Genomic DNA, 24,903 nt, shown 5'->3' with positions numbered 1-24,903 from the left:
CGCGGCCTTTCGGCCATGCTGCGATGCGATGAACGCCTCGCAGCAATCAGCGCCTTACAGCGGCTTGATGTTCGCTGCTTGCTTGCCCTTGGGGCCCGTCTTCACTTCGAACGACACCTTCTGGTTTTCTTGCAACGTCTTGAAGCCTTCAACGCGAATTTCCGAGAAATGCGCGAAGAGATCTTCGCCGCCGCCATCGGGGGTGATGAAGCCAAAGCCCTTTGCGTCGTTGAACCACTTGACGGTACCGGTTTCCATATTACTGATTCCTAAACTGAATGAAAAAGGCCGAAGCCCGGGAGCGCACGAAAATCAAGGAAGGGTAATAGGACAACCGGAGTACCTGATGGGGGCGAACTACGAAAGACCAATCCACACTCGCCACTTGAAATCCTGCGCTTGCAGTTATACGGCGAATTCCCGTTGCGGTCAACAGAATTTCGCTGCGCAAAAATTGCGCCCAAACGCCTCGATCGGGGATTCTTCTTACAAATCTTTCGCTTACGAGGTTTTTTTCTTGGTGACGGATCATTTCGCACCAATTAAGTGAATTCAGCCGCTAAACTACGCGCCGCGCCGTGCGGTTGCGCCTGGTTGCGGCTCCCCCAAGCCGCGGCACCCGCGCCGGTTGCACGCTTCTTGCAGAACCGGTGCGTGGCCCCACCCGCGCGCCATTCGTACATCCCCCCCAAGGAGAGGTTGTGAAAAGTTCTATTCAACGGAACATCGGGCCGTTTGCGCTGATGCTGACCGGCTTGGGTTCCATCATCGGGTCCGGCTGGCTGTTCGGCGCCTGGAAGGCCGCTAAGATCGCCGGGCCGGCCGCGGTGTGCGCCTGGATCATCGGCGCCGTCGTCATCCTCGCGATCGCCCTCACGTATGCGGAACTCGGCGCCATGTTCCCCGAATCGGGCGGCATGGTGCGCTACGCGCGCTATTCGCATGGTGCGCTCGTCGGTTTCATCAGTGCATGGGCGAACTGGATCGCCATTGTCTCGGTGATCCCGATCGAAGCCGAAGCCTCGATCCAGTACATGAGCACCTGGCCCTATCAGTGGGCGCATGATTTATTTGTCAACGGATCGCTGACGCCGCTGGGCCTCGTCCTGTCGGCGTTGCTCGTCATCGTCTACTTCATGCTCAACTACTGGGGCGTGAAGGTATTCGCACGCGCGAACACGGCCATCACGGTGTTCAAGTTCATCATCCCGGGCCTGACGATTCTCGGCCTGCTGATGTCGGGCTTTCACAGCGAAAACTTCGGCACTTCCACCCAGTTCGCGCCTTACGGCTGGTCGGCGGTGTTTACGGCCGTCGCGACGAGCGGCATCGTCTTCAGCTTCAACGGTTTTCAAAGCCCCGTGAATCTGGCCGGCGAGGCGCGCAATCCGTCCAAGAGCGTTCCGTTCGCCGTGATCGGCTCGATCCTGCTCGCGCTCGTGATCTACGTCCTGCTGCAGGTCGCTTACATCGGCGCCGTCAATCCGGCCGACGTCGCGAAGGGCTGGAGCCACTTCAACTTCGCTTCGCCGTTCGCCGAACTCGCGATTGCGCTGAACCTGAACTGGCTCGCGATCATGCTCTATGTCGACGCGTTCGTGAGCCCGAGCGGCACCGGCACGACCTACATGGCCACGACCACGCGCATGATCTACGCGATGGAGCGCAACAACACGCTGCCGAAGATGTTCGGCAACGTCCATCCGTTCTACGGCGTGCCGCGCAACGCGATGTGGTTCAATCTGGGCGTCTCGTTCGTCTTCCTGTTCTTCTTCCGCGGTTGGAGCTCGCTGGCCGCCGTCATCTCGGTCGCGACCGTCATCTCGTATCTGACGGGCCCGATCAGCCTGATGGCATTGCGCCGCACGGCGACGCACGTCGAACGTCCGCTGCGCCTGCCGCTGATGAACGTCATCGCGCCGTTTGCGTTCGTCTGCGCCTCGCTCGTCCTCTACTGGGCGAAGTGGCCGCTGACGGGCGAGATCATCCTGCTGATGGTCGTCGCGCTGCCGATCTACTTCTACTACCAAGGCAAGTCGGGCTGGGACGGTTGGGGCGACGATCTGAAGGCGGCTTGGTGGCTGGTCGCCTATCTGCCGACGATGGCGGTCCTCTCGGTCCTCGGCAGCAAGCAGTTCGGCGGCCTGAACATCCTGCCGTACGGCTGGGACATGCTCGTCGTGGCCGTGTTCGCGCTGATCTTCTACTTCTGGGGTATCAACACGGGATATCGGACGCGCTACCTCGACGAGCGTGAACCCGAGGAAGACATTCTGGAAGGCGTGGGAGTCTAAAACCGGCTCGCTGCCCGCGGTGCGGTTCGCGGGCAATCGAAGCTGCGTATCGAGCAAGAAGAAGGCGAAAGGCCCGTCCGACGCAGAGTCGGACGGGCCTTCGTCTATGGGGCGCCGGAGGGCGAGGGTTTGCCTGGACGCTTGTCCGGCGGCTCGTCGGTGCGGCCGTGGGTCGTCGCACCGCGCCTCCGAAGCCCGTTCAGCCGCCGAACACGTAGTTCGTCATCGCGAGTGCGCGCTGATAGGTGCCGAGCGATTGGATATCGAGCGAATAATCGTCGTCGGCTGCGCCGAGCGCGGCGAATACGGGCAGCAAATGCTCGTCGGTCGGATGCATCAGCACGGCGTGGGGCGCGCGGCGCCGGTAGTCCAATAGCGCCTCGATCTCCCGGTCAGCGAGTTGCGACTCGAACCAGGCGGTGAACTCGGCCACACGCGGATCGGCATCGCCGGGCCGTGCGCCGAAGTCGGCCGCTCGCAGATTGTGCGTGATCTGCCCCGAGCCGACGATCAGCACGCCGTCTTGCGCCAAAGGGCGCAGCGCGCGTCCGACTGCATAGTGATGCGCGGGATCGCGGTGCGGTTGAATCGACAATTGCGCAACGGGGATGTCCGCCTGCGGATACATGAGCAGCAGCGGCACCCAGGCGCCGTGGTCGAGCCCGTGCGGCTGCGTTTGCGTCGGAATCTGCGCGTCGCTCAGCAGCGTGGCCGCCGTGCGCGCCAGATCCGGGGCGCCAGGCGCCCGGTAGCTCAGTTCGTACAGTTCGCGCGGAAAACCGTAGAAATCGTGGATCGTTTCGGGGGCTTCGGCCGTACTGACGACCGGCATGTCGGTCGTCCAATGAGCCGAGAGCATCAGGATTGCGCGGGGGCGCGGCAGGCGGGCGGCGAGCGCAGCAAATTCGCCCGACGGCATGGAAGGATCGATCGGCAGCGTCGGGGCGCCGTGCGACAGGAAAAGCGAGGGTAAACGTGCCATGGTGTGAGAGCGCGAGCCTCCATCGGTAACGACGATCAGCATAGGCCGATCCGCCAGTTCGATAAACGGGCTTTCAGGAAACGGATCGTGTCACAGGAGTGGTGAATCGCGGGTGAGCACGCCGCCCGCGCGACGCTGCCAGGGCGCCTAAGCCTCGCCGCGCAATCCCGGCCAGGCCGCCGCCAGCGCGGGGCCCAGCGCGAACATGTCGAGTACGCGTGCGACGGTATCGTTGACGATGTCGTCGATCGACGTCGGCCGATGATAGAAAGCGGGAAGCGGAGGAAATATGACGCCGCCCATCTCGGTGACGGCCGTCATGTTGCGCAGGTGGGCGAGGTTCAGCGGCGTCTCGCGTACCAGCAATACCAAGCGCCGGCGCTCTTTGAGCGTGACGTCGGCGGCGCGCGCTATCAGATTGTCGGACAAACCATGCGCGATGCTTGCGAGCGTCTTCATCGAACACGGGGCCACGATCATGCCGTCCGTGGCGAACGAGCCCGAGGCAATGCTCGCGCCGACATTGCGCACGCTATGGACGACGTCGGCCATCGGGTGAAGGTCGTCCTTTGTCAGCCCGAGTTCGTGCTGGAGGTTGAGCCAGCCGGCGCTCGACACGACGACGTGGGTCTCGAGCGCGTCGATGCGCCGCATCGCATCGAGCAGGCGGACGCCATAGATCGCCCCCGTCGCGCCCGTGATCGCGACGATCAGCCGGCGCGGCGGCGCACTGACGGCGGACATGGCGGTGTCGTGGAGGCGGGGGCGGGCAGCGACGGAGCCGGCACAGCGCGGCTCCTTTCGCTTGTTGCGCTCAAGCCGCGGCGAACAGGTTCTGCAGTTCGCCCGACTGGTACATCTCCATCATGATGTCCGAGCCGCCGACGAATTCGCCTTTCACATAAAGCTGCGGAATGGTCGGCCAGTTCGAGAATTCCTTGATGCCCTGGCGAATTTCTTCGTCTTCGAGCACGTTGACCGTCTTGAACTGATCGACCCCGCATGCCTTCAGAATCTGCACGGCGCGGCCCGAAAAGCCGCACATCGGAAATTGTGCGTTGCCCTTCATGAAAAGGACGACGGCGTTTTCGTCGACGATTTGCTTGATGCGTTGTTGCGTATCCATGTCTGACCTTGTGTTTTCGCTTCAGGCGCGAAACGGGGAAAAGATAGAGCGAAATGATAGCGGATTTCATCGACGCGAGCCGATGCCCCTATCGTGCCGCCCCCGGCGCATCCGCCAATATCCGGCTCAGCTTGTCGGCCAGCTCCACATAGGTGAACGGCTTGGACAGCAGATTGATGCCGGGGTCGAGCCGACCGTGATGGACGATCGCATTGCGCGCATAGCCGGTTGTGAACAAAACAGGCAATTCCGGCCGGCTGGCACGCGCGGCTTCGGCCAACTGACGACCATTCATGCCGCCCGGCAGACCCACGTCCGTAAACAGCAGCCGGATTTCGGGGCGCTCGCCGATGAGACGCAGTGCGCTCGCGCCGTCCTCCGCCGTTACCACGCGATAGCCGAGTTCGCGCAGCATGTCGCTCGCCGCTGTGCGCACGCTCTCGTCATCCTCGACGACGAGAATCGTCTCGCCGCCACGACTGGCTGCAACGGGCCTGTGCTCGGCCGGCTCGTCGTGGACGGCGTCGCTCGCGAGGCGAGGCAGAAAGAGCTTCACGGTCGTGCCTTCGCCGACTTCGCTGTACACGCGCACGTGGCCGCCCGACTGCCTGACGAAGCCATAAACCTGGCTCAGGCCGAGGCCCGTGCCGTGCCCGACTTCCTTCGTCGTAAAGAACGGTTCGAAGGCGCGCTCGATGACGTCGGCCGACATGCCCACGCCCGTGTCGCTCACGGCGATCACGACGAACTGCCCCGGCTCGAGTCCGTCGAACTGCGAGGTGTACTTTTCGTCGAGCCCTGTGTTGGCCGTTTCGATCGTCAATTTGCCGCCGGACGGCATGGCGTCGCGCGCGTTGACGGCCAGGTTCAGCAGTGCGCTTTCGAGCTGATTGGCGTCGACCGATACGCGCCAGAGATCGTCGGCGTTGACGCTTGCGATGGAGATCGCCTCGCCAAGCGTGCGCCGCAGCAGGTCGGACAAGCCGGTGACGAGCTTGCCGACGTCGGTCGGCTTCGCGTCGAGCGTTTGGCGCCGTGAAAACGCGAGCAGGCGCCCGGTCAGGTTGGCGGCGCGGTTGGCGCCGCGCAGCGCGTTGTCGATGAAACGCTGCATGTCGGCGCCTCGCGGCGAGCCCAACAGAGCCCCGGCACGGCGCTGGAGCCCCTCGAGGCTGCCGATCACGACTTGCAGCAGGTTGTTGAAATCGTGCGCAATGCCGCCCGTCAATTGGCCGATCGCCTCCATCTTTTGCGACTGGCGCAACTGCGCTTCGATATTGCGTTTTTCGGTCAGATCGCGCGTGACCTTGGCGAAGCCGATGACCTCGCCGTCCGGACCCTTGATGGCGTCGACGAGGACGTTGGCCCAAAACCGCGAGCCGTCCTTGCGCACGCGCCATCCTTCGCCCTCGAACTTGCCCGAGCGCGCGGCGGTTTGCAAAACGCGCTTCGGCACGCCGTTGCGCTGGTCTTCTTCCGAGTAGAAGCGCGAGAAGTGCTGGCCGACGATCTCGTCGGCGCCGTAGCCCTTGATCCGTTGCGCACCGGCGTTCCAACTCGTGACATAGCCGTCGACGTCGAGCATGAAGATGGCGTAATCGACAACGCTTTCGACGAGCAGCCGAAACCGCTGTTCGGTCTGCTGCAACTGAGCCGACGCGGCATGGCCGCGATCGGCTTGCGCTTCGGCTTCGGCTTGCGCTTGCGCTTTGCCGGCATGCAGCGCCGCCTCGTTGCGACGCTGTTGCGTGGCTTCGCGCGCTTCGAACAGCACGAACGTGATCGTGCCGGCGTCGTCGCGGACGGGGCGCAGCGTCGATTCGACAATGACGGGCGCGGCGCCCGGATGAGCTTGCGGCGAGAGCGCGTCGAACCGCACGGTTTCGCCGGCGGCTGCGCGGGCCAACGCGTGCTGCAGCAACGCGTGGCTGTCGCGCTGCGAGGCTGACGCCCAAAACGTTTCGGCGAGTGGACGGCCGAGCATTTCAGCCGGCAGGGGCACGGATTTGCCGAGCGCGCCGCGATTGCACTCGAGCACTGTCCCATCGCAACCGAGCAGAGCGATGAATGTGGAAGCCTCGTCGAATGCGATGCGCGCGAGCTTGCGATGGGCAACTTCGGGCGAATCGTCCGCGTGAAGCTCTGTACCGCGGACCGTCAAACGTTTGCCTGGGTTGGGCAGGACGCGCTTCACTGTGTGCTCCGCTTCAGGTTCGATGGGGGGCGTGCGCCAAGTCCGCCCCGAGCGCGGGCGAGCTTGGATCATATCAGTACTCCCGGGGCATCAATTCATGTTAGACGCCGTTCGGACCTGGAGAAATGACTATTGCGGGGCTGCAATGCCGCCCGTTGCCCGCTCGATTCCTGCCAGATCGGGCAGCGAGGCCACCTGTACGAAGCCGGCCGCAGTCAGAATGGCGCGCACGCGGGACGCTTGATCGTAGCCGTGCTCGATCCACAGATGGCCGCGCGGCGCTAAAAACGGACCAGATCCCGCGACGATTGCGCGAATCGCCGAGAGCCCGTCGGCTTCGTCGGTCAGCGCGCCGCGAGGCTCGAAGCGCAAATCGCCCGCATCGAGATGGGGATCGCCGGCGGCGATGTAGGGCGGGTTGCTGACGATGACGTCGAACGTCGACGAAGGCGCGAGCGCCGCGTACCAATCGCTTTGCAGCCATTGCAACGCGCCGCCGGGGCGCGCCCGATCAAGCAGCCGCCCGGCGTTGCGCGCAGCGACGGCCAAGGCCTCTGGCGAACGATCGACGGCCTGAACGCGCGCATCGGGCCGCACCGACGCGATGGCGATCGCGATCGCGCCGCTGCCCGTGCCGAGATCGAGCACGCGGGCGTACGGAATCGGCTCGATTGCGGCCAGCACCGTTTCGACGAGCAGCTCTGTTTCCGGGCGCGGAATCAGCACCTGCGGCGTGACCTCGAACGTCAAGCCGTAGAACTCGCGGGCGCCGACGATTTGCGCAATCGGCTCACCGGCGGCACGGCGTGCTTCGAGCGCGCGATAGTTGGCCACCGCGGCCGCGCCAAGGGGCTCGTCCCCGCGCGTGATGAGCTCGGTGCGCCGCCATCCGAGCACGTGCGCGAGCAAGACGCGCGCTTCGAGCGCCGGCAGCGGCGAGGCGCGCAGCAAGCCGCTCGCAGTGGCGGCCGGCGTGGCGGAGTCGGAGGTCATGGGGTACAAGCGGTGCTCTTGCGCTCAGTCGGCGTCGCCGAGCGAGGCCAACAGTTCGGCCTGGTGCTCGCTGACAAGGGCCGCGATCAATTCGTCGAGGTCGCCGTCCATGATCGAATCGAGCTTGTAGAGCGTCAGGTTGATCCGGTGATCGGTGAGACGCCCCTGCGGAAAGTTATAGGTGCGGATGCGTTCAGAGCGATCGCCCGAGCCGATCAGGCTCTTGCGCGTGGCCGCTTCCTTTGCGTGCTGTTCGTGGTACTGCTTGTCCTTGATCCGCGCAGCGAGCACCTTCAGCGCGCGATCCTTGTTCTTATGCTGCGAGCGATCGTCCTGGCACTCGACGACGATCCCCGTGGGCAGGTGCGTGACGCGCACCGCGGAATCGGTCTTGTTGATGTGCTGGCCGCCCGCACCCGACGCGCGGAACGTGTCGATCCGCAAGTCGGCCGGGTTGATCTCTACTTCACCGATCTCGTCGGCTTCGGGCATCACCGCCACGGTACAGGCCGAGGTGTGGATGCGGCCCTGCGTCTCGGTGGCCGGTACGCGCTGCACGCGGTGTCCGCCCGACTCGAACTTGAGCCTCGAGTAGGCGCCCTGGCCCGCGATGCGGACGATGACTTCCTTGTAGCCGCCCAGATCGGACGCGCTTTCCGACATCATCTCGACCTGCCAGCGCTGACGCTCGGCATAGCGCAGATACATGCGCAGCAAGTCGCCGGCGAACAGCGCCGATTCATCGCCGCCGGTGCCCGCACGGATTTCGAGGAAGATGTTGCGATCGTCGTTGGGATCCTTCGGCAGCAGCATTTTGCGCAGATCGTCTTCAAGCTGCGCCATTTTGTCGCGCGATGCCCGGACTTCCTCTTCGGCGAACTCGCGCATCGACGCGTCGGCAAGCAGGTCCTGCGCCGTCGCGGCGTCGGTGCGGGCTTGGCGCCAGAACGCGTAGTGCTCGACGACGGGACCGATTTCAGCATGCTCGCGCGTGAGTTTGCGGTACTGATCCATATTGGACGTGACATCGGCGCGGGCGAGGAGATCGTTCAGTTCGGCCAGCCGTGTCGTCAGCTGGTCGAGCTTCTGTTGCATGCTCGTTTTCATGTGCGGAGCGGGGCTCCCCGGAAAGAAGGTGTAAAAAGCGGGCAGGAGGGAACGCGGCGGGCGCGTCGGCGCAGGCGAGCGCCGCTAATGGTCGGACGGGTCGGACGGCTCGGCCGGTTTGGCGTGTCCGTAGAAACCGCCGAGGATGTCGATGAGCTTGGCCCGTTCGTCGCTGCCCGCGCGGTTGAGCGCGTGCGTCGGACCGTGAATCAGCTTGTTCGTCAGCGCTTGCGACATCGCTTCGAGGACGGCAGCGGGATCGTCGCCACGCCCGAGCATTTTCATCGCCCGCTCGAGCTCCGCGCGACGCAGCAGATCGGCCTGCGTATGCATATGACGAATCACGGGCACCACGCTGCGGGCCTCGAGCCATTGCATGAACCCCTGCACGCGCGATTCGATGATCGTCTCTGCCTGCGCCACGGCGGCTTGGCGCGAAGCGTTGCCTTCGCGCACGATCGCCCCGAGATCGTCGACCGTGTAGAGGAAGACATCCTGCAGCGCGGCCACTTCGGGTTCGATGTCGCGCGGCACTGCCAGATCGACCATGAAGATCGGCCGGCGGCGGCGTGCCTTGACAGCGCGCTCGACGGCGCCGAGCCCGATGATCGGCAACGTCGAAGCCGTGCAGGAGACGATGATGTCGAACTCGTGCATGCGCGCGGGCAGATCGGACAGCGGCATTGCGTGGCCGTTGAAGCGTCCGGCCAGCTTGGCGCCGCGCTCGGTCGTGCGGTTCGCGATGACGAGCTCGCGCGGGTTCTGCGCCGCGAAATGCGTCGCGCACAGCTCGATCATCTCGCCCGCGCCGATGAACAGCACGCGCTGGTTCGAAATCTTGTCGAAGATGCGCTGCGCAAGCCGCACGGCTGCGGCCGCCATCGACACCGACTGAGCGCCGACCGCCGTCGTGCCGCGCACTTCCTTGGCCACGGCGAACGTGCGTTGGAACAGCTGGTTCAGATAGGTGCCCAGCGCGCCAGCCTCGGAGGCCGAGCGCACCGCCGTTTTCATTTGTCCGAGGATCTGCGTTTCGCCAAGGACCATCGAATCGAGCCCGGAGGCGACGCGGAACGCGTGCCGGACCGCTTCGGACTGCGGCAACGCGTACACGTGCGGCGCGAGTTCGTCGATCGACAATCCGTGGTAGCTCGACAGCCATTGCAGCGCGGCCTCGCGCGCAGCGCGGTCGTCCGTGGCGCAGTAGAGTTCGGTGCGATTGCAGGTGGAGAGAATCGCCGCTTCCGGCGCGCTCAGCGCCGCACGCTCCCGCCAAATGTCCTGGAAGGCGTCGAGCGCCGGCTTCAATTGCTCGAGCGGAAACGACACGCGCTCGCGCAAGGCGACGGGCGCAGTGTGGTGATTGATTCCGATCGTGAGCAGTTGCATACGTGGGGGCGAAGGCCGCTCCTGTGGCGGACGACGGCGGACGGCTCTGATATTTCAGCCGGTTATTATAGCGGTTTCGCCCCGTGGTTCGCTGAGCGCGCGCCCCTTAAGGCCCGCCCGCGCGGGGGGCAAGGTCTTCTGATAGAGAAAATAAGAGAGCGATCATGCGATTTGGTGGTTCCCTTCGCGCGCTGGCGTCCGGCGGCGAAGCAAAATGTAGTCGGGGCGGGCGCTGATGGGCTGGTCGGGCATCGTCGTTCTGGGCCTTGCGGTCGGACTCGCCGGATGGTGGTTTCATCCGCTGCGCCGTTCGAGCCGCGTCGGCCTCTCCATTGCCTTGCTAGCTGGCGTCGTTGCTGCCGTAGCCTCCAAAATGGCCGGCAACGTCTCCGGCCTGTTCCACGACGGCGAAACGCTCGAATGGCCCGTCTGTACGGGCCTTGCGCTCATCGCCGTCGCCGTGACGGTCGGCCTTGCCTCCCGCCGCTGAATCCAGGTGCCCTCATGAATGATCGTTTCGCTCAACCCGCCGCCCAGAGCGGTCCCGCATCCCCGATCGGCGAGCGCCTCGCACGCCTGCGCGAGGCCATGGCGCGCGCGGGGCTTGCCGCCTATATCGTCCCTTCGTCCGATCCCCATCTGTCCGAATACCTGCCTGAGCGTTGGCAAGCGCGGCGATGGCTGTCGGGCTTCACGGGCTCGGTCGGCACGCTCGTCGTCACGGCCGATCGCGCCGGCGTCTGGGTCGACAGCCGGTATTGGGTTCAGGCGCAGGCGCAGTTGGCGGGCACGGGCATCGACCTCATGAAAATGGCGGGCGGCCCGCAAGCGCAGGCGCATGTCGACTGGCTCGCGCAGCGCCTCGCGGCCGGCGAGCGGGTCGGTGTCGACGGCGCGGTGCTGGGTCTCGCGGCCGCACGCACGTTGCAGGACGCGCTGACGCCGCACCGGATCGGCCTTGTGACGGAACCCGATTTGCTCGAATCGGTCTGGAACGATCGTCCGCCGCTGCCGGCGGGCGCCGTCTACGAGCATGCGGCGGCCGATGCCTGCGTGGCGCGCGCCGACAAACTCGCACTTGTTCGCGCGGCAATGCGCGAGCGCGATGCGCAGTGGCACTTCATTTCGACGCTCGACGACATCGCGTGGCTCACGAACCTGCGCGGCGACGATGTCAGCTTCAATCCCGTGTTTGTGGCGCACATGCTCGTCGGGCTCGACGAGGCGGTGCTGTTCGTCGGCGCGGGCAAAGTGTCGGCCGAGATCGCCGCGGCGCTGGCGCGCGACGGCATTCGCGTGGCGGCCTATGAAGCGGCCCGTGCCGCGCTCGGCGGGCTTGCCGACGGCGCGACGCTCCTCATCGACCCGCGTCGGGTGACATGGGGCATGCGCGAGTCGGTGCCGGCGCACGTGCGCGTCGTCGAAGCGATCAATCCGTCGACGTTCGCCAAATCGCGCAAGACGCCCGAGCAGGCCGAGCGCGTGCGCAGCACCATGGAGCAGGACGGTGCGGCGCTCGCCGAATTCTTCGCCTGGTTCGAGGCGGCGTTGGGCCGAGAAACGATCACCGAACTCACGATCGACGAGCGGCTGACGGCAGCGCGCGCGCGCCGCCCCGGTTTCATTTCACCGAGCTTCGCGACCATCGCGGGTTTCAATGCGAACGGCGCGATGCCGCACTATCGCGCGACGGCCGCCTCGCACGCCACGATCGAAGGGGATGGGCTGCTCTTGATCGACTCCGGTGGCCAATACGTGACGGGCACGACCGACATCACGCGCGTCGTGCCGGTCGGCGCCGTGGGCGAGGCGCAAAAGCGCGATTTCACGGTCGTGCTCAAAGGCATGATCGCGTTGTCGCGCGCGCGGTTTCCGCGCGGCATCCGCTCTCCGATGCTCGATGCGATCGCGCGCGCGCCGATCTGGGAAGCGGGCTGCGACTACGGCCACGGCACGGGCCATGGCGTCGGCTACTTCCTGAACGTCCATGAAGGCCCGCAGGTGATTTCCCACTACGCGCAGCCCGACCCGCACACGGCGCTCGAAGAAGGCATGATTACGTCGGTCGAGCCGGGCGTTTATCGGCCCGATCAATGGGGCGTGCGCATCGAGAATCTGGTCCTGAGCCGCGCCGACGGCGAAACCGGCTTCGGCTCGTTTCTCGCCTTCGAGACGCTGACGCTGTGCCCGATCGATACGCGCTGCGTATTGACCTCGTTGCTGCGCGAGGACGAACGCGCGTGGTTGAACGCCTATCACGAAAGCGTGCGCGAGCGCGTCGGGCGCCATGTTTCGGGCGACGCCAGGCGCTGGCTCGAGGCCCGCACCCAACCGATTTAACGAACCAGGACGTGCATATGCAACCGAAGGTCGTCGTCTTCGATTTCGGCGGGGTGCTCATCGATTGGAACCCCGACTACCTCTATCGCAAGCTGATCGCCGATCCGCACGAGCGCCGTCGGTTTCTGACCGAGGTCTGTTCGATGGAGTGGGTGATCAGGCAGGACGGCGGCCAGTCGCTTGCATCGGGCACCGAGGAACTCGTTGCGCGCTTCCCGCACGAAGAAGCGCGCATTCGTGCGTTTTACGATCGTTGGGAAGAGATGATCGGCGGCGTCATCGCCGAAGGTGTGCAACTCGTCGACAAGTTGGAGGCCGCCGGTGTGCCGTTATTCGGGCTCACGAATTGGTCGAACGAAACATTCCCCTATGCTTGGGAGCATTTCGCCGTGCTGCGGCGCTTTCGCGACGTCGTCGTGTCGGGCCGCGTGAAGCTCGTGAAACCCGATCCGCGCATCTACGCGGAGACGTTCTCGCGTATCGAACGGCATCTGCCCGGAACTGCGCCGGGCGAGATCGTTTTTATCGACGATAACCCCAAGAACGCCGCGGCCGCGGCGGCGGCGGGCTGGCACGGCCTGCATCACACGAGCGCCGAGGCGACCGAGACGAAACTGCGCGCACTCGGTTTGCCGCTTGGGGATTGAGGGGGAGGGAGCCGGTGTGCTCGAGGGCGATCGGGCCGGATCACCCTCGAGCAACGACCCGGAGGCCGACGCGCTGCTGCGCGTCGATCAGCGCGTGATCGGCTTGTAGCGCAGACGCTTGGGCTTCGCGCCTTCCTCGCCGAGGCGCTTGCGCTTGTCGGCTTCGTACTCCTGGTAGTTGCCGTCGAAGAATACGACTTGCGAGTCGCCCTCGAACGCCATGATGTGCGTGGCGATCCGGTCGAGGAACCAGCGATCGTGCGAAATCACCATCACAGAGCCGGCGAACTCGAGTAGCGCATCTTCGAGCGCGCGCAGCGTTTCGACGTCCAGATCGTTCGACGGCTCGTCGAGCAGCAGGACGTTGCCGCCCGCGATCAACGTCTTGGCCAGATGCAGACGGCCGCGTTCGCCGCCCGACAGATTGCCGACGTTCTTCTGCTGATCGGCGCCCTTGAAGTTGAAGCGGCCGATGTAGGCGCGCGACGGTGTTTCATACTTGCCGACCGTCAGAATGTCGGCGCCGCCCGAGATCTCCTCGAACACGGTCTTGCTGCCGTCGAGTGCGTCGCGGCTCTGGTCGACATAAGCGAGCTTGACCGTCGGTCCCATGACGATCTCGCCCGCATCGGGCGTTTCGCGGCCCGTCAGCATGCGGAACAGCGTCGATTTGCCGGCGCCGTTCGGCCCGATGATGCCGACGATCGCGCCTGCGGGCATCTTGAAGCTGAGGTTGTCGATGAGCAGGCGATCGCCATAAGCCTTGCTGACGTTCTTGAATTCGATGACTTCGTTGCCGAGCCGATCGCCGACGGGAATGAAGATTTCCTGCGTCTCGTTGCGCTTTTGGTAATCCTGGCTCGAGAGCTCCTCGAAGCGGGCGATACGGGCCTTCGATTTCGCCTGGCGCCCCTTCGGGTTTTGACGCACCCACTCCAGTTCTTTCTTGATCGCCTTTTGGCGCGCCGATTCGGACGCTTCTTCCTGCTTCAGGCGATCTTCCTTTTGGTCGAGCCAGCTGCTGTAGTTGCCCTTCCATGGAATGCCATGGCCGCGGTCGAGTTCGAGAATCCACTCGGCGGCGTTGTCGAGGAAGTAGCGATCGTGGGTGACGGCGACGACCGTTCCCGGGAAGCGCGTGAGGAACTGCTCGAGCCATTCGACCGATTCGGCGTCGAGGTGGTTGGTCGGCTCGTCGAGCAGCAGCATGTCGGGCTTCTCGAGCAGCAGCTTGCACAGTGCGACGCGGCGCTTCTCGCCGCCCGACAGGTTCGCAATCTTCGCGTCCCACGGCGGCAGGCGCAGTGCATCGGCGGCCACTTCGAGCTGCTGCTCGGGGCTGCCGCCGTCGCTGGCCGCGAGAATCGCCTCGTACTTCGCCTGTTCGGCAGCGAGCGCGTCGAAATCGGCGTCGGGCTCGGCGTAGGCCGCGTAGATCTCGTCGAGCTTCTTCTGCGCCTGGAAGACGTCGCCGAGTCCATCCTCGACCGCTTCGCGCACGGTCTTCTCGGGATCGAGTTGCGGCTCTTGCGGCAGATAGCCGATGTTCAGATTAGGCATCGGCGTGGCTTCGCCTTCGATGTCGCGATCGACGCCGGCCATGATGCGAATGAGCGTCGACTTGCCCGAGCCGTTCAGGCCGAGCACGCCGATCTTCGCACCGGGGAAGAAGGACAACGAGATGTCCTTCAGGATTTGACGCTTGGGCGGCACTATTTTGCCGACCCGGTTCATGGTGAAGACGTATTGGGCCATGTGCGGAAAGGAGCGAACGTGGGCGCCGCCGTAGCTGGCGAGGCGGCATGCCGGTGAATGAAGGTGAAACGGAGGAAGCGAGATCGATCGCCTGCTGGGCGTCATTTTAGCAACCGCGCCACCTGCGTGCGTGCCGGCACGCGCATGCATCGCGGAAAACGCGCAACGCGGCCCGCCTCGTCCCAGCTTGGCTTGGGTTGGTTGCGATCAGTGCGTGCCGGCGCTCGCGCGCTTGGCATGCACGGCGTGCTTCTCGGCTTGCTTCCCGGCGGGCTTCCCCGCGCCCTCCATGAAGAGCGTCACCATCTGCCCGAATTCCTCGCGCAACGCGAGCGTCGGCTCGATCAACCAGCGCATCAACGTACCGAGATAGAGGTGGTGAAACCACGTGGTCAGTTGCATCGGCGAAAAGCGGTCGGTGATTTCCCCGGCTGCCTGAGCGTCGACGATCAGCGCGTGCCAAAGGTGCGCGATGTCGCCGCGGTTGGACGAAGGCGCTTGCGGTTTCGGCGGCGCGTCGCCCATCGCGAGAAATCGGTGACGCAGATAAGCGGCCAGATGCGCAGGGTGCCTTTGACACCAGTCGGCCGATGCGTCGAGCTCGACCGACACGCGCTGCGCGAAGCCGCGCCGGCTGTTGAGTTCGGGCAGCAGCCGTTCGAGATCGTGCTTGAGCTCGACTTCGAGCCAATGCGCGAGCAGCGCTTCCTTCGTCGGGAAATGGTTGTAGAGCGTGCGCTTCGCGACATCGGCCTCGAGGGCGATCTGCTCCATCGTCACGCTTTCATAGGGCTGCGTCTCGAACAGGCGTCCGGCGACGCCGACCAGATGGGCGACCATCTGTAAACGCTTGCGCTCGCGGCGGCCCGGATCCTCGACAGTTGTCATCCGTGATGTTCTCTGAAAAAATGCACGATGTGCATTAATATACGTCGTATTGTTTAATGTGACAGGAGCGGCCCGCGATGAGCAGCGCCGATGCCGAACCATGAAATTTACCGTAGCCACGTACGGGACAGAAGGTGATACGCGTCCGTTGGCAGCGCTTTGCCGCGCGCTGATCGACGCAGGCCATGAGGCGCAGTTGCTGGCCGATCGTTCGACGCTGCACGCGGCCGCGGCGCTGGGCGTGCCGTGCGCGCCGCTTGCGGGCGACATCAAGCGGGCGCTCGATCCGGGCGAAGCGCTGGGTGCAATCGTCGGGAAACGCAGCGGCGCGCAAGCGACGGCGAAGGCGCTTGCGGCCATCGCGAACGCCCATACGCATGACTGGATGGTTCAAATCAAAGCCGCGGCCGAGGATAGCGACGCGCTCATCGTTTCGGCGTTGGCGTCGTTCGTTGGGTTGTCGGTGGCTGAGCACCTGCGGATCCCGGCGATCGGTGCATCGATGATTCCGATCACGCCAACGCGCGAGTTTGCCACGCCATTTCTGCCGCCGGGGCTTGTGCCCGGGTTCCTCAATCGAGCGAGTCACCGGTTCGTCAACGACATGATCTGGCGCGCGTTTCGTCAGGCGACGAACGCCGCGCGCGTCGAGGTTTGCGGCCTCGCACCGCGCAAGAGGAATTGGACCGACCATCCCATTCTGTACGGTGTTTCGCGCGCGTTGTTGCCGCGGCCCGCCGATTGGTCGGAGTACGCGCGGGTGTGCGGTCAGTGGACGATGCCGGCTTCCGCGGGGCGGCTTTCGGGTTTCGGCTCGGGTGCGGGCGCGGGCGCGGGTTCCGGTGCAGACTGGACGCCGCCGGAGTCGTTGGCGGCGTTTCTCGATGCGGGCGAGCCGCCGATCTACGTCGGCTTCGGCAGCATGGCCGGCTTCGATCGCGAGCCGATGGTGCGTGCATTGGTCGAAGCGGTCGGCGGACGTCGGGCGCTGTTTTATCCGGGCTGGAGCGGCGTTGAGGCTTCTGCGTTACCGTCGAACTTCTGCGTAATCGGCGATACGCCGCATGCATGGCTGTTTCCGCGCGTCGCGGTTGCAATCCATCACGGTGGCGCGGGGACGACGCATTCGGCTACGCGGGCGCGCGTCCCTTCGGTCGTCGTGCCGTTTGCTGGAGATCAGTTCTTTTGGGCGCAGCGACTTTATCGGCTTGGCGCAGCGGCAGCGCCCGTGGATGGAAAGAGTGTCGATGCGAAGGCTCTCGCGCGCGCAATCGACTTCGCGTTGCGGCCGGCGACACGAGCGCGCGCTGCGGAACTCGGCGCGGCGATGCAGGAAGAGGAGGGATTGCGCGAGGCCGTTGCGGCGATAGAACGTTGGACGGAAGAGGGGCGCGAGCTCCGAGGCGTGGGGATCTGTCCGGTCAACGCGGGGGCATAGTGCAGTTTGCGACTGAATGGGATTTGTCATCGACCGCCGAGCCGAAGGGCGGCATCCAAAGCGATCTCCGCGCCCTTGCCTGGAGACATCGCCTGAGCGCCTATGCGTTTGTTTCTCTCGTGCTGCTGGTGGCGTCGGGCTATGCATTGGCCGAGCAAACGCCAGCCGACGAGATCGCGGCTCGCAGCGGATTGCCGGCGAGCGAGGTCAATGCGTTACTTGCCCAATGCGACTCGGACCAAACCAGCATGAACTTCTGTGCGTGGCGCGACCAACTCGTCGCCGAGCGCGAGTTGCGACAGCAAGTGGAGCGGCAGGAACACGAGCACCCGGAGCGAAAAAAAGCACTGGACGCGCGTATCGCCAAATGGAAGAAGGCGCGCGACGTTTCGTGCGAGAAGGCGGCGCGCGACGAGTGGGACGGCGGCTCCATGAAACCCGCAGCACAGGCGATCTGTGTCACCGCTGCCACAAAGGAAATGACAAGAAACCTGATGGCGGCTGCCGCTCGTAAGTCGCCCTGACGCATACACATCGGCTCGAATCAGGGAAGCCCCGCCCCAACCCGGGCTTCCTTGATATGTTGCAACGTGGGTCAGCGGAACGTCGACCGGGCTTACGCGCCCACTCACCCACTCACCCACTCACCCACTCACCCACTCACCCACTCACCCACGACAGCTCAGGCGTCGTACCTGTTATGGAACTTCGTGCCTTCCTCGGGCCGTGCACTGGGCAGGCGCAGGATATTGGCCGACGGAACGACCGTGTAATCGTCGTAGGTCGCAACGTGACCTTCCGTGACCACATGGACGTCCGTATGCAGGTAGCGTTTGTGGTTGTAGTATTGCGCGTCCTGAAGCTTTCCCCAGTCGTCTTTCATTTGACGATGCAACTTGCGCATCGTCCTTAGATAGACGTCTTTCAGCCGCTCGACATCGAAGCCCGCTGTCGCGTCGTTCTCGACGATCAGGATGGCGTTCATCGTCGGCATTCGCAACAACTGGGCGGCGCCGACGACCCCGGCGGCAGATTGGGCGGCCGTTCGAACGTTGTTTTTGACGTTGGTCGGCAAGCCCTGCACCGTGTCGGACAGTGCGTTCTCACGCCGGTAGTCATACACCGAATCGCCAACGCGGTAGTTGCAACCCTTGTCGAAATTCTTGAATCCGATATCGCTGCGGCGCTCGTCGGCCGCCGACAGCATTGCGTATTCGACGTAACGCTCGGTCATTTCGTAAAGCTTGTTCCGTCGCGCGGGAAAATCGTATGAGCTGACGTTGATCTTTTCCCCGGTCAGGTTGATTGCGACGCTGAGAAGAAAGAAGTGCTCGAAGTACGGGACGGTGGCATGAAAATTCCGCGGGTTGAGAATATGCGGCGTGAACACGGACAGCCGCTCCGACATGGCGCCGATTCGACGGCCGAAATCCGTCGCTTCGCTTTGCAGCCTTCCTGCCTGGAAGCTCGCGTCGTGTTCTTTGAGCAGCAAGTCCAGCTCGTAATCGAACCCGTTCAATGAATTTCGGATATAGCGCGCATTCTCCGCATCGAGATTCGCTTTGATCAATCCTTTCATCTTTTCTTCGAATTCGACCCACGGGTCCGGACGGCCGTCGAGCCAGCGCAGCAAAAGTCCGGTAGCCGGTTTGAGCACGCTCCCGACAACGGGCACCATGCCGACGAGGCCGGTGGTCATCGCCGAAAAAACGTCGTATCCCTCGACTGCGCGCCGTTTCGTTCGCGATCGGACACGGGGCGAATTCTCGCGGCCCAGCGAGCGGGCGTGCTCGGTGACGAGCCGCTCGTACCATTCGCCGCATCCGGTAAGCGCCTCGTCGATATCGGCGCGAAGTGCGGCCTGCGCCGTTTGCCAAGATTCGCGCGGCGCCATCAGCTGATCCTGCTTGATCGGCGAATCGGCCGACACGGTCACCCCGTCATGCGCATGCTCGAGAATCACAATGCCGTCCTCGAGCGAGAGCTCGCGAATGTACCGATTCGCCGCCTCGTAACGGAGCGCCGCCATCACCTGATGCAGATGGCTTTGCTCTTCACCATGCGCGGAAACTTCAGAGGTCAGCGCCATGCCAAGCCGGTTGTCTCGCACGTAAACCTTGTCATCATCCGCACCCGTGATCGCGATGCCGATCTGGCTCATGCGTTCGCCGCACGCCGATTGGCAGGCGCGCTCGAGAAATTCGCGGCCGGCCTTCCAAACGCCGATGCCTTGCAAATGCGCGGTGTGTTCGTCGTCGCCCTGATGAAACGCGAATGCGGCAAGGTGCAACGTTATCCAACGTGCGAAGAACGGGTAGATTGCGTGAGCGTGCGTGCGATGTCGGCAGATCTGTTCCTGTGCATTGTCGAGCAATTCGTGCAGTACGCGGCCGGCTGCTGCTGCGCTGCCTGAATCCGAGACCGATAGCGACGTGAGCAACTGGTTGAATTGGCCTTCTGCCCGAGTGAGCACCGTGTCGATCTCTTCCTGTTCCTGCGCGGTGAGAAGGTGATGATTAGCGGCCGCGAGACGCGCTATGTAATCAGCCCAGTGCTCGCGTTGCGGCCAATGAGAGAGAACCGGCTTTTCTGCATCGAGCGGACCCAGCCCGCTGATTCCGATTGTCTGCAACATCGCAGATAGGGATTGCAGAGGCCATGAGAACTGGATATGTGGTGCTTTGCTCATATTCGTCATTCCTACAAAGTGTTCTCTGAATTCAGGTTCTTATCCCGTGATGGGAACGGCAACCTGAATCCCATGCTAATTGGCGCTTTTGGCCGCACGCATGAGAAACTTCCTCGTTGTGACGAATGGGGAGTGGTGGCGTTTCGCCGCAGTCTCAGTGCCGATCAGCGCCTTGCGAGCGCGCATGAAAAAGCCCGCTCATGTGGGTGCATAAGCGGGCTTATCGACAACCCGGCTGGCTGCGCGGCCGGGCTTCTGGTCGGTTCGGCTTAGACGTTGAACAAGAAGTTCATCACATCGCCGTCGTGGACGACATATTCCTTCCCTTCGGCGCGCATCTTGCCCGCTTCCTTCGCACCTTGCTCTCCCTTGTACGCGATGAAATCGTCGAACGCGATCGTCTGCGCACGAATGAAGCCGCGTTCGAAATCGGTATGGATGACGCCAGCTGCCTGCGGCGCCGTGTCGCCGATATGGATCGTCCAGGCGCGCACTTCCTTCACGCCCGCCGTGAAGTAGGTCTGCAGCCCGAGCAGCTTGAACCCTGCGCGGATCACGCGGTTCAAACCGGGCTCGTCCATGCCCATGTCGGCCAGGAATACTTCCTTGTCCTCGTCGGCCAGATCGGCGATCTCGGCTTCGATCGCAGCACAGACAGCCACGACCGGCGACTTCTCGGCTTCGGCGTATTTGCGCACGGCGTCGAGGTGAGGATTGTTTTCGAAGCCGTCGTCCTTGACGTTGGCCACGTACATCGTCGGCTTCGCCGTGATGAGGCAGAACGGCTTGAGCAGCGCCGCTTCTTCGTCGCTGAGGTCGAGCGCGCGAATCGGCTTGGCGGCGTCGAGCTGCACGCGCGCTTTTTCGAGCACGGCCGCGAGCTTGACGGCTTCCTTGTCGTTCCCCGATTTCGCGGCCTTCGCGTAGCGCGTCAGCGACTTCTCGACAGTCGCCAAATCGGCCAGCGCGAGTTCGGTGTTGATGACTTCGATGTCCGAGAGCGGATCGACCTTGCCGGCCACGTGGATCACGTTTTCATCTTCGAAGCAACGGACCACATGCGTGATCGCATCCGTCTCGCGGATGTTCGCGAGGAACTGATTGCCGAGCCCCTCACCCTTACTCGCGCCCGCGACGAGACCGGCGATATCGACGAACTCGACGACGGCCGGGACGATGCGCTCGGGTTTGACGATCGCGGCCAGCGCGTTCAACCGCGCATCAGGCACTTCGACCACGCCGACGTTCGGCTCGATCGTGCAGAACGGATAATTCTCGGCGGCGATGCCCGCCTTCGTCAGCGCGTTGAACAGGGTGGACTTGCCGACGTTGGGCAAGCCGACGATGCCGCATTTGAGGCTCATGGGAAACCTTTCTTTCTCAAGCTTTTGCGGCCGATTGGCTCAGGGCGACGTCTGCCCGCAGGCAGGACGACTGTAGCCGCAAGGTGAACTCCGGGAGCGCCAAAACAGTACGATTCGGGGCGTTGGCTCAACGCGAGTTCGTACCGGTGTTGTGCGCGAAAAAGGCAATTGTAACCCGTCGAAAGTCTTTTCATGGTCCGACCCAGGGAGGAGCGCCTTCGCGGCGTCGCGGTCGGCTTGGGTCCGCCCCGATTTGCAGGTCTACGAGCGGCCCTTGGCCTCGCCGTCGAGCGCCGTGACCGGCTCGACGAGCGATGCCGTATCCGGCCAGGGGGATGGGGTCGGGCGTGCTTCCGTACGGGGGCGGGTATTGCGCGCCGACAGGCTTCCTTATTCTTCAAACATGAAGGGGTCGATCAAACCGGCGGCGTGGAACAAAGTGCCGCCGGGGCGGACGAGGCTGGCCAAATCTCCGGACTGTTTGAGGTAGGCAGCTTTCTGCGCATCGCCGTCTGGGAGCGCGTCGATCTTCGGGCTGCTGATGCCACCCGTCGGCGTTCGAATACCGATCTGCCGATCGATTTCGATGTAAAGCGCCGACACCTGTGCGCGGTCCGGTCCGGCCAATTCGGCCTTGGCCGCATCCTTGTCGGCCTGGGTTGGGCCGCTCTGGCTCGTTTTGGAATCGCTCTCGATCTTGCTATCGAGTGCCCGGACCTGATCCATGAACGATGACGTGTCCGACAAAGGGATGACGTCGGGCGTGTTTCCCTGCGCGAGGGCGCGCTGAAGATGGGTGTCGTCTATCGCGCGGGCAAAAGCCGCCTGGGTCAACGAACTGCCAGAGCCCGCGCCGTCGAGTGCGCCGGCCTGATCCTGCCAGAGGCGGCCATTCAATTGCCTTCCCACGCTTTGCGCTTGTGCCAGCAGAGTGGGGGAGACTTGTCCGCGTTCGTTCGCGGCGGCGATGTCGAACAAATGTTTCGTTATATCGTCTTCCAGGCGAGTCTGCTGCTTGATCAGCGCCTGCTTGTCGGACTTATTCGAAAACATGTCGAACATGCCAAACCATCCGTGCGTTGCATTGGCATCTTTATAGTCGTTTTGCGTCACCGTTAGCTGGTTCAGCTTGTCCATATCCGATTGCGCCTGCGTGAAATCCGCACCGCCTGGTTCATAAGGGGAGGGTGAATATCCACCGTCGACTGAGACAAGAGGCATGATGATGTTCCTTACAAGAGAGATGAAGCGGCGACGGCGTTCGTGCCCGCCGCAGCGTCGCTGCTACCAATCCCCTTGCCACTCACTACCCAACACACCGCCAAGCAGTTCGTTGTCGTTGGTCAACGTGCCGTTGCGACCCAGCAGTGCAGCCAGGTCATCGTGCTGCTTGAGGTACGCGGTCTTCTGCGCATCGCCATCCGGTAGTGCGTCGATCTTCGGACCGCTGATGCCGCCCTTGAGCGACCCGAAGCCGATTTGCTGATTGATCTTGCTGTAGAGATCAAGCACCTGCGTATAGTCCGGCCCTACCAGTTGCGCTTTGGCGGCGTCGCACGCGTCCTGGGTCATGCCGAAGTGGTACGCATCGACGTCGCTCCTGATCTTGCTATCGAGCGCATTGACCTGACCGATGATCGTTGACGTGTTCGACAAAGCGATGACGTCGGGCGTGTTTGCAAACGCCAGGGCGTCCTGAAGGTGGTAGGCATCGCTCGCACGATCATAAGCAGCGCTGCTCAACGAACTGCCAATGGCGGCACCGCCGAAGGCGTTGTTCTCGTCCTGCCAAAGGCGGCTATCCAACTGGCGTCCGATCGCTTGCGCTTGCGCCAGCAGGGCAGGAGAGACTTGTCCGTATTCGCTCGCCGCGGCGATGTTGTGCAAATGTTTCGAAATGTTGTCTTCCAATTGGGTCTGCTGACCGATCAGATGCTGCTTGTCAGATTTATTCGACAGCGTGTCGAATATGCCAAACCATCCGTGCGTTGCATCGGCATCTTTATAATCGCTTTTCGTTACCTTTAGCTGGCTTAGTTTTTCCATATCGGCTTGCGCTTGGATAAAATCCGAACTGCCTGGCTCATAAGGTGAGGGCGCGTAGTCGTTAATTGGGGCGATGGACATATGGCGGTGCTCGGAGGGGAGGGATGGAAATCGATCGAAAAACAGTGCCGATATGGGCGTATTCTATGTGGTGATGATGCCGGTGCTAATCGGGATTTTCGTAGTAATCGTTAAAGAATTTTCCGCGAAACACCGGATTTACGGTAACCGGAAATCCGAAAATTCAGCAGGTGGCGAAGCCGCGCTTGGAGGCCCGTATCCGCCGGCGCCTACGGATGCAAGAGACATGATGATGTTCCTGATGAGGGAAGTACGAGGGAAGGAAATACGCTCGTTCAACGCGAGCCAGGCAACTGGCGCCCCTTGTGCGCCCCGCTATAACCAGCGGTTATCCCGGGCAAACGAATTGCATTGGACGCGATGGATCCGACACGCAACAATCGAAGCCCATATAACTTACGCGGAAGCCGGCAGCCGTGCGGCCCCGGCAAGGTAGCGCCCCATGAGACTGATTTCTGACGAGCAAGTCCGTAGTGTCCTGACATTGAGCGAAAGCAGCGCAGTCGTGCGCGATGCATTCATTGCCGATGCGCGAGGCCGCGCGGCCTCGCTGCAGCGGACACGAAAGCAATTGAACGACATTACGTTGAGCGTCATGGGCGGGGTGATCGAGGACGCCCAGGTATGCGGCGCCAAGGTCTACTCGACGCTGGCCGGGAAATTCGATTTCGTGGTCGTGCTGTTCGATACGAAGGACGGCCGCTACCTCGCCAGCATTCAAGGCAACGCGCTGACGGAATTTCGCACCGCGGCAACCACGCGCGTGGCCGTCGAGACGCATCTTCCGCAGAATGCGACCACGCTGACGGTCTTTGGCGCCGGCGTGCAGGCCAAGGCGCACATCGCCGCGCTGCTGGAACTCGGTGTCTTTAAACGCGTCTTCATCAACAGCAAAGGCGATGCGCAGCAACTGGCCACGACGTTGCGAACCAGCCACCCGGAGGTGGAGTTCCTGACCGACGATGTCGCTGCCGCTGTTGCGCAGGCGGACGTGCTGGTCACTTGTACGCGCAGTGCCAACGCGCTGTTCGACGGCGCGCTGCTCAAACCCGATGTGTTCGTGGCCGCTATCGGTTCGAGCAAGCCGCAAACACGCGAACTCGACGACGTCACGCTCGAACGGGCGGAACGCATCATCGTGGAAGATGTAGAGCAAGCCCGGAAGGAAGCCGGCGACTTGCTGATGGCCAAAGAGGGCATCGTCGATTGGAGCCGCGTGCAGGAACTCGGCCCGGTGTTGGCTGCGAACGCACCGGCCGGGCTCGCCAAAGGCATCACGGTCTATAAATCGGTCGGCGTCGGCCTCGTGGACGTGGCGCTTTCGGCGCTGGTCTATCGCAAGCTGGCCATGTAAGACGCAGATGCGCTCGCAGGCGTGGCGCCGCCGATGAGCGTATCGATGAAATGTCGTCGGGGCAGCGGCGGCGCGGCCGCGGGGTAGACTTCGGTCTGTTTCCATTTATCCCGGCTGCGACTCGAACCTGACTCGAACGCCAGCGTTGTGGCCCGTGAGTTCCTTGGTCAATGAAATGGACGGTTTCATAGCAAAGGACCTGGCGGGGCAGGGCAC

Annotated in this window: 21 protein-coding genes; 7 read left to right on the top strand and 14 right to left on the bottom strand. The window is 63.3% G+C overall.

Going from position 1 to position 24,903, the window contains the following annotated elements:
* Positions 1-54 precede the first annotated feature (54 nt).
* A complete protein-coding gene (locus C0Z19_RS16880; RefSeq protein ID WP_102610995.1) occupies positions 55-258 on the bottom strand; it encodes a cold-shock protein in 204 nt (67 codons plus the stop codon).
* A gap of 443 nt (positions 259-701) precedes the next feature.
* On the opposite strand from C0Z19_RS16880, the gene C0Z19_RS16875 reads away from it, so the two are divergent.
* Positions 702-2,294: an APC family permease gene (locus C0Z19_RS16875; RefSeq protein ID WP_102610994.1), complete on the top strand. Its 1,593-nt coding sequence runs from the start codon at positions 702-704 to the stop codon at positions 2,292-2,294.
* 199 nt (positions 2,295-2,493) lie between these two features.
* Here C0Z19_RS16875 and C0Z19_RS16870 read toward each other — a convergent pair whose 3' ends face one another.
* The 7 genes from C0Z19_RS16870 to hemA all read right to left on the bottom strand — a co-directional run bounded on the left by C0Z19_RS16870 (position 2,494) and on the right by hemA (position 10,085).
* The gene (locus C0Z19_RS16870; RefSeq protein ID WP_102611115.1) at positions 2,494-3,276 is read right to left on the bottom strand and encodes a DODA-type extradiol aromatic ring-opening family dioxygenase; all 783 of its coding nucleotides are present in this window, start codon (positions 3,274-3,276) and stop codon (positions 2,494-2,496) included.
* Between the two features lie 147 nt (positions 3,277-3,423).
* The gene (locus tag C0Z19_RS16865; RefSeq protein ID WP_102610993.1) at positions 3,424-4,020 is read right to left on the bottom strand and encodes a UbiX family flavin prenyltransferase; all 597 of its coding nucleotides are present in this window, start codon (positions 4,018-4,020) and stop codon (positions 3,424-3,426) included.
* Positions 4,021-4,090: 70 nt separating this feature from the next.
* On the bottom strand, positions 4,091-4,402 hold the full coding sequence (gene grxD / locus C0Z19_RS16860) for a Grx4 family monothiol glutaredoxin (protein WP_102610992.1): 312 nt from the start codon (positions 4,400-4,402) through the stop codon (positions 4,091-4,093).
* A gap of 88 nt (positions 4,403-4,490) precedes the next feature.
* On the bottom strand, positions 4,491-6,668 hold the full coding sequence (locus C0Z19_RS16855) for a hybrid sensor histidine kinase/response regulator (RefSeq protein WP_102610991.1): 2,178 nt from the start codon (positions 6,666-6,668) through the stop codon (positions 4,491-4,493).
* Positions 6,669-6,725: 57 nt separating this feature from the next.
* Positions 6,726-7,589 carry a peptide chain release factor N(5)-glutamine methyltransferase gene (gene prmC / locus C0Z19_RS16850; protein WP_102610990.1) on the bottom strand — a complete coding sequence of 288 codons (864 nt, stop codon included), beginning with the start codon at positions 7,587-7,589 and terminating at the stop codon, positions 6,726-6,728.
* Between the two features lie 24 nt (positions 7,590-7,613).
* Complete coding sequence (gene prfA / locus C0Z19_RS16845; RefSeq protein ID WP_102610989.1) at positions 7,614-8,696, bottom strand: peptide chain release factor 1; 1,083 nt, start codon at positions 8,694-8,696, stop codon at positions 7,614-7,616.
* Positions 8,697-8,780: 84 nt separating this feature from the next.
* Positions 8,781-10,085, bottom strand: coding sequence for a glutamyl-tRNA reductase (gene hemA, locus C0Z19_RS16840; protein WP_102610988.1), 1,305 nt, complete (start codon positions 10,083-10,085; stop codon positions 8,781-8,783).
* Between the two features lie 235 nt (positions 10,086-10,320).
* Between hemA and C0Z19_RS16835 the strand changes: the two genes are divergently transcribed.
* Genes C0Z19_RS16835 through C0Z19_RS16825 form a run of 3 tightly spaced genes read left to right on the top strand, consistent with a single transcriptional unit; the run spans position 10,321 to position 13,072 of the window.
* The gene (locus tag C0Z19_RS16835; RefSeq protein WP_102610987.1) at positions 10,321-10,575 is read left to right on the top strand and encodes a hypothetical protein; all 255 of its coding nucleotides are present in this window, start codon (positions 10,321-10,323) and stop codon (positions 10,573-10,575) included.
* 14 nt (positions 10,576-10,589) lie between these two features.
* Positions 10,590-12,425 (top strand): aminopeptidase P family protein, encoded by a 1,836-nt coding sequence (locus C0Z19_RS16830; RefSeq protein ID WP_102610986.1) that lies wholly within the window; start codon positions 10,590-10,592, stop codon positions 12,423-12,425.
* Between the two features lie 17 nt (positions 12,426-12,442).
* Positions 12,443-13,072, top strand: a complete 630-nt coding sequence (locus C0Z19_RS16825; protein WP_102610985.1) for an HAD family hydrolase — start codon at positions 12,443-12,445, stop codon at positions 13,070-13,072.
* Between the two features lie 87 nt (positions 13,073-13,159).
* Here C0Z19_RS16825 and ettA read toward each other — a convergent pair whose 3' ends face one another.
* Together ettA and C0Z19_RS16815 are read right to left on the bottom strand one after the other, a co-directional pair.
* Positions 13,160-14,827, bottom strand: a complete 1,668-nt coding sequence (gene ettA / locus C0Z19_RS16820) for an energy-dependent translational throttle protein EttA (RefSeq protein WP_102610984.1) — start codon at positions 14,825-14,827, stop codon at positions 13,160-13,162.
* Between the two features lie 207 nt (positions 14,828-15,034).
* Positions 15,035-15,715, bottom strand: coding sequence for a TetR/AcrR family transcriptional regulator (locus C0Z19_RS16815; protein ID WP_102610983.1), 681 nt, complete (start codon positions 15,713-15,715; stop codon positions 15,035-15,037).
* Positions 15,716-15,815: 100 nt separating this feature from the next.
* Here C0Z19_RS16815 and C0Z19_RS16810 point away from each other — a divergent pair, with 100 nt between their 5' ends.
* Positions 15,816-17,153 (top strand): glycosyltransferase, encoded by a 1,338-nt coding sequence (locus C0Z19_RS16810; RefSeq protein WP_102610982.1) that lies wholly within the window; start codon positions 15,816-15,818, stop codon positions 17,151-17,153.
* A gap of 119 nt (positions 17,154-17,272) precedes the next feature.
* A complete protein-coding gene (locus tag C0Z19_RS16805; protein ID WP_102611114.1) occupies positions 17,273-17,677 on the top strand; it encodes a lysozyme inhibitor LprI family protein in 405 nt (134 codons plus the stop codon).
* Between the two features lie 158 nt (positions 17,678-17,835).
* On the opposite strand, the gene C0Z19_RS16800 is transcribed toward C0Z19_RS16805, so the two are convergent.
* The 4 genes from C0Z19_RS16800 to C0Z19_RS16785 form a co-directional block, all read right to left on the bottom strand.
* Positions 17,836-19,842, bottom strand: coding sequence for a hypothetical protein (locus C0Z19_RS16800; protein WP_146012084.1), 2,007 nt, complete (start codon positions 19,840-19,842; stop codon positions 17,836-17,838).
* 269 nt (positions 19,843-20,111) lie between these two features.
* The gene (ychF, locus tag C0Z19_RS16795; protein WP_102610980.1) at positions 20,112-21,206 is read right to left on the bottom strand and encodes a redox-regulated ATPase YchF; all 1,095 of its coding nucleotides are present in this window, start codon (positions 21,204-21,206) and stop codon (positions 20,112-20,114) included.
* Positions 21,207-21,596: 390 nt separating this feature from the next.
* Positions 21,597-22,343, bottom strand: coding sequence for a hypothetical protein (locus C0Z19_RS16790; protein WP_102610979.1), 747 nt, complete (start codon positions 22,341-22,343; stop codon positions 21,597-21,599).
* Positions 22,344-22,490: 147 nt separating this feature from the next.
* Positions 22,491-23,333 carry a hypothetical protein gene (locus C0Z19_RS16785; RefSeq protein WP_146012083.1) on the bottom strand — a complete coding sequence of 281 codons (843 nt, stop codon included), beginning with the start codon at positions 23,331-23,333 and terminating at the stop codon, positions 22,491-22,493.
* A gap of 442 nt (positions 23,334-23,775) precedes the next feature.
* Between C0Z19_RS16785 and C0Z19_RS16775 the strand changes: the two genes are divergently transcribed.
* Entirely contained in the window at positions 23,776-24,687 is a 912-nt protein-coding gene (locus tag C0Z19_RS16775) for an ornithine cyclodeaminase family protein (RefSeq protein ID WP_102610976.1), read from the top strand.
* Positions 24,688-24,903 lie beyond the last annotated feature (216 nt).

The sequence above is a fragment of the Trinickia soli genome, assembly GCF_002879855.1.
GTDB classification, from domain to species: domain Bacteria; phylum Pseudomonadota; class Gammaproteobacteria; order Burkholderiales; family Burkholderiaceae; genus Trinickia; species Trinickia soli.
Note: the sequence above shows the minus strand (reverse complement) of the source record. Positions and strands in the feature narration are given on the sequence as shown.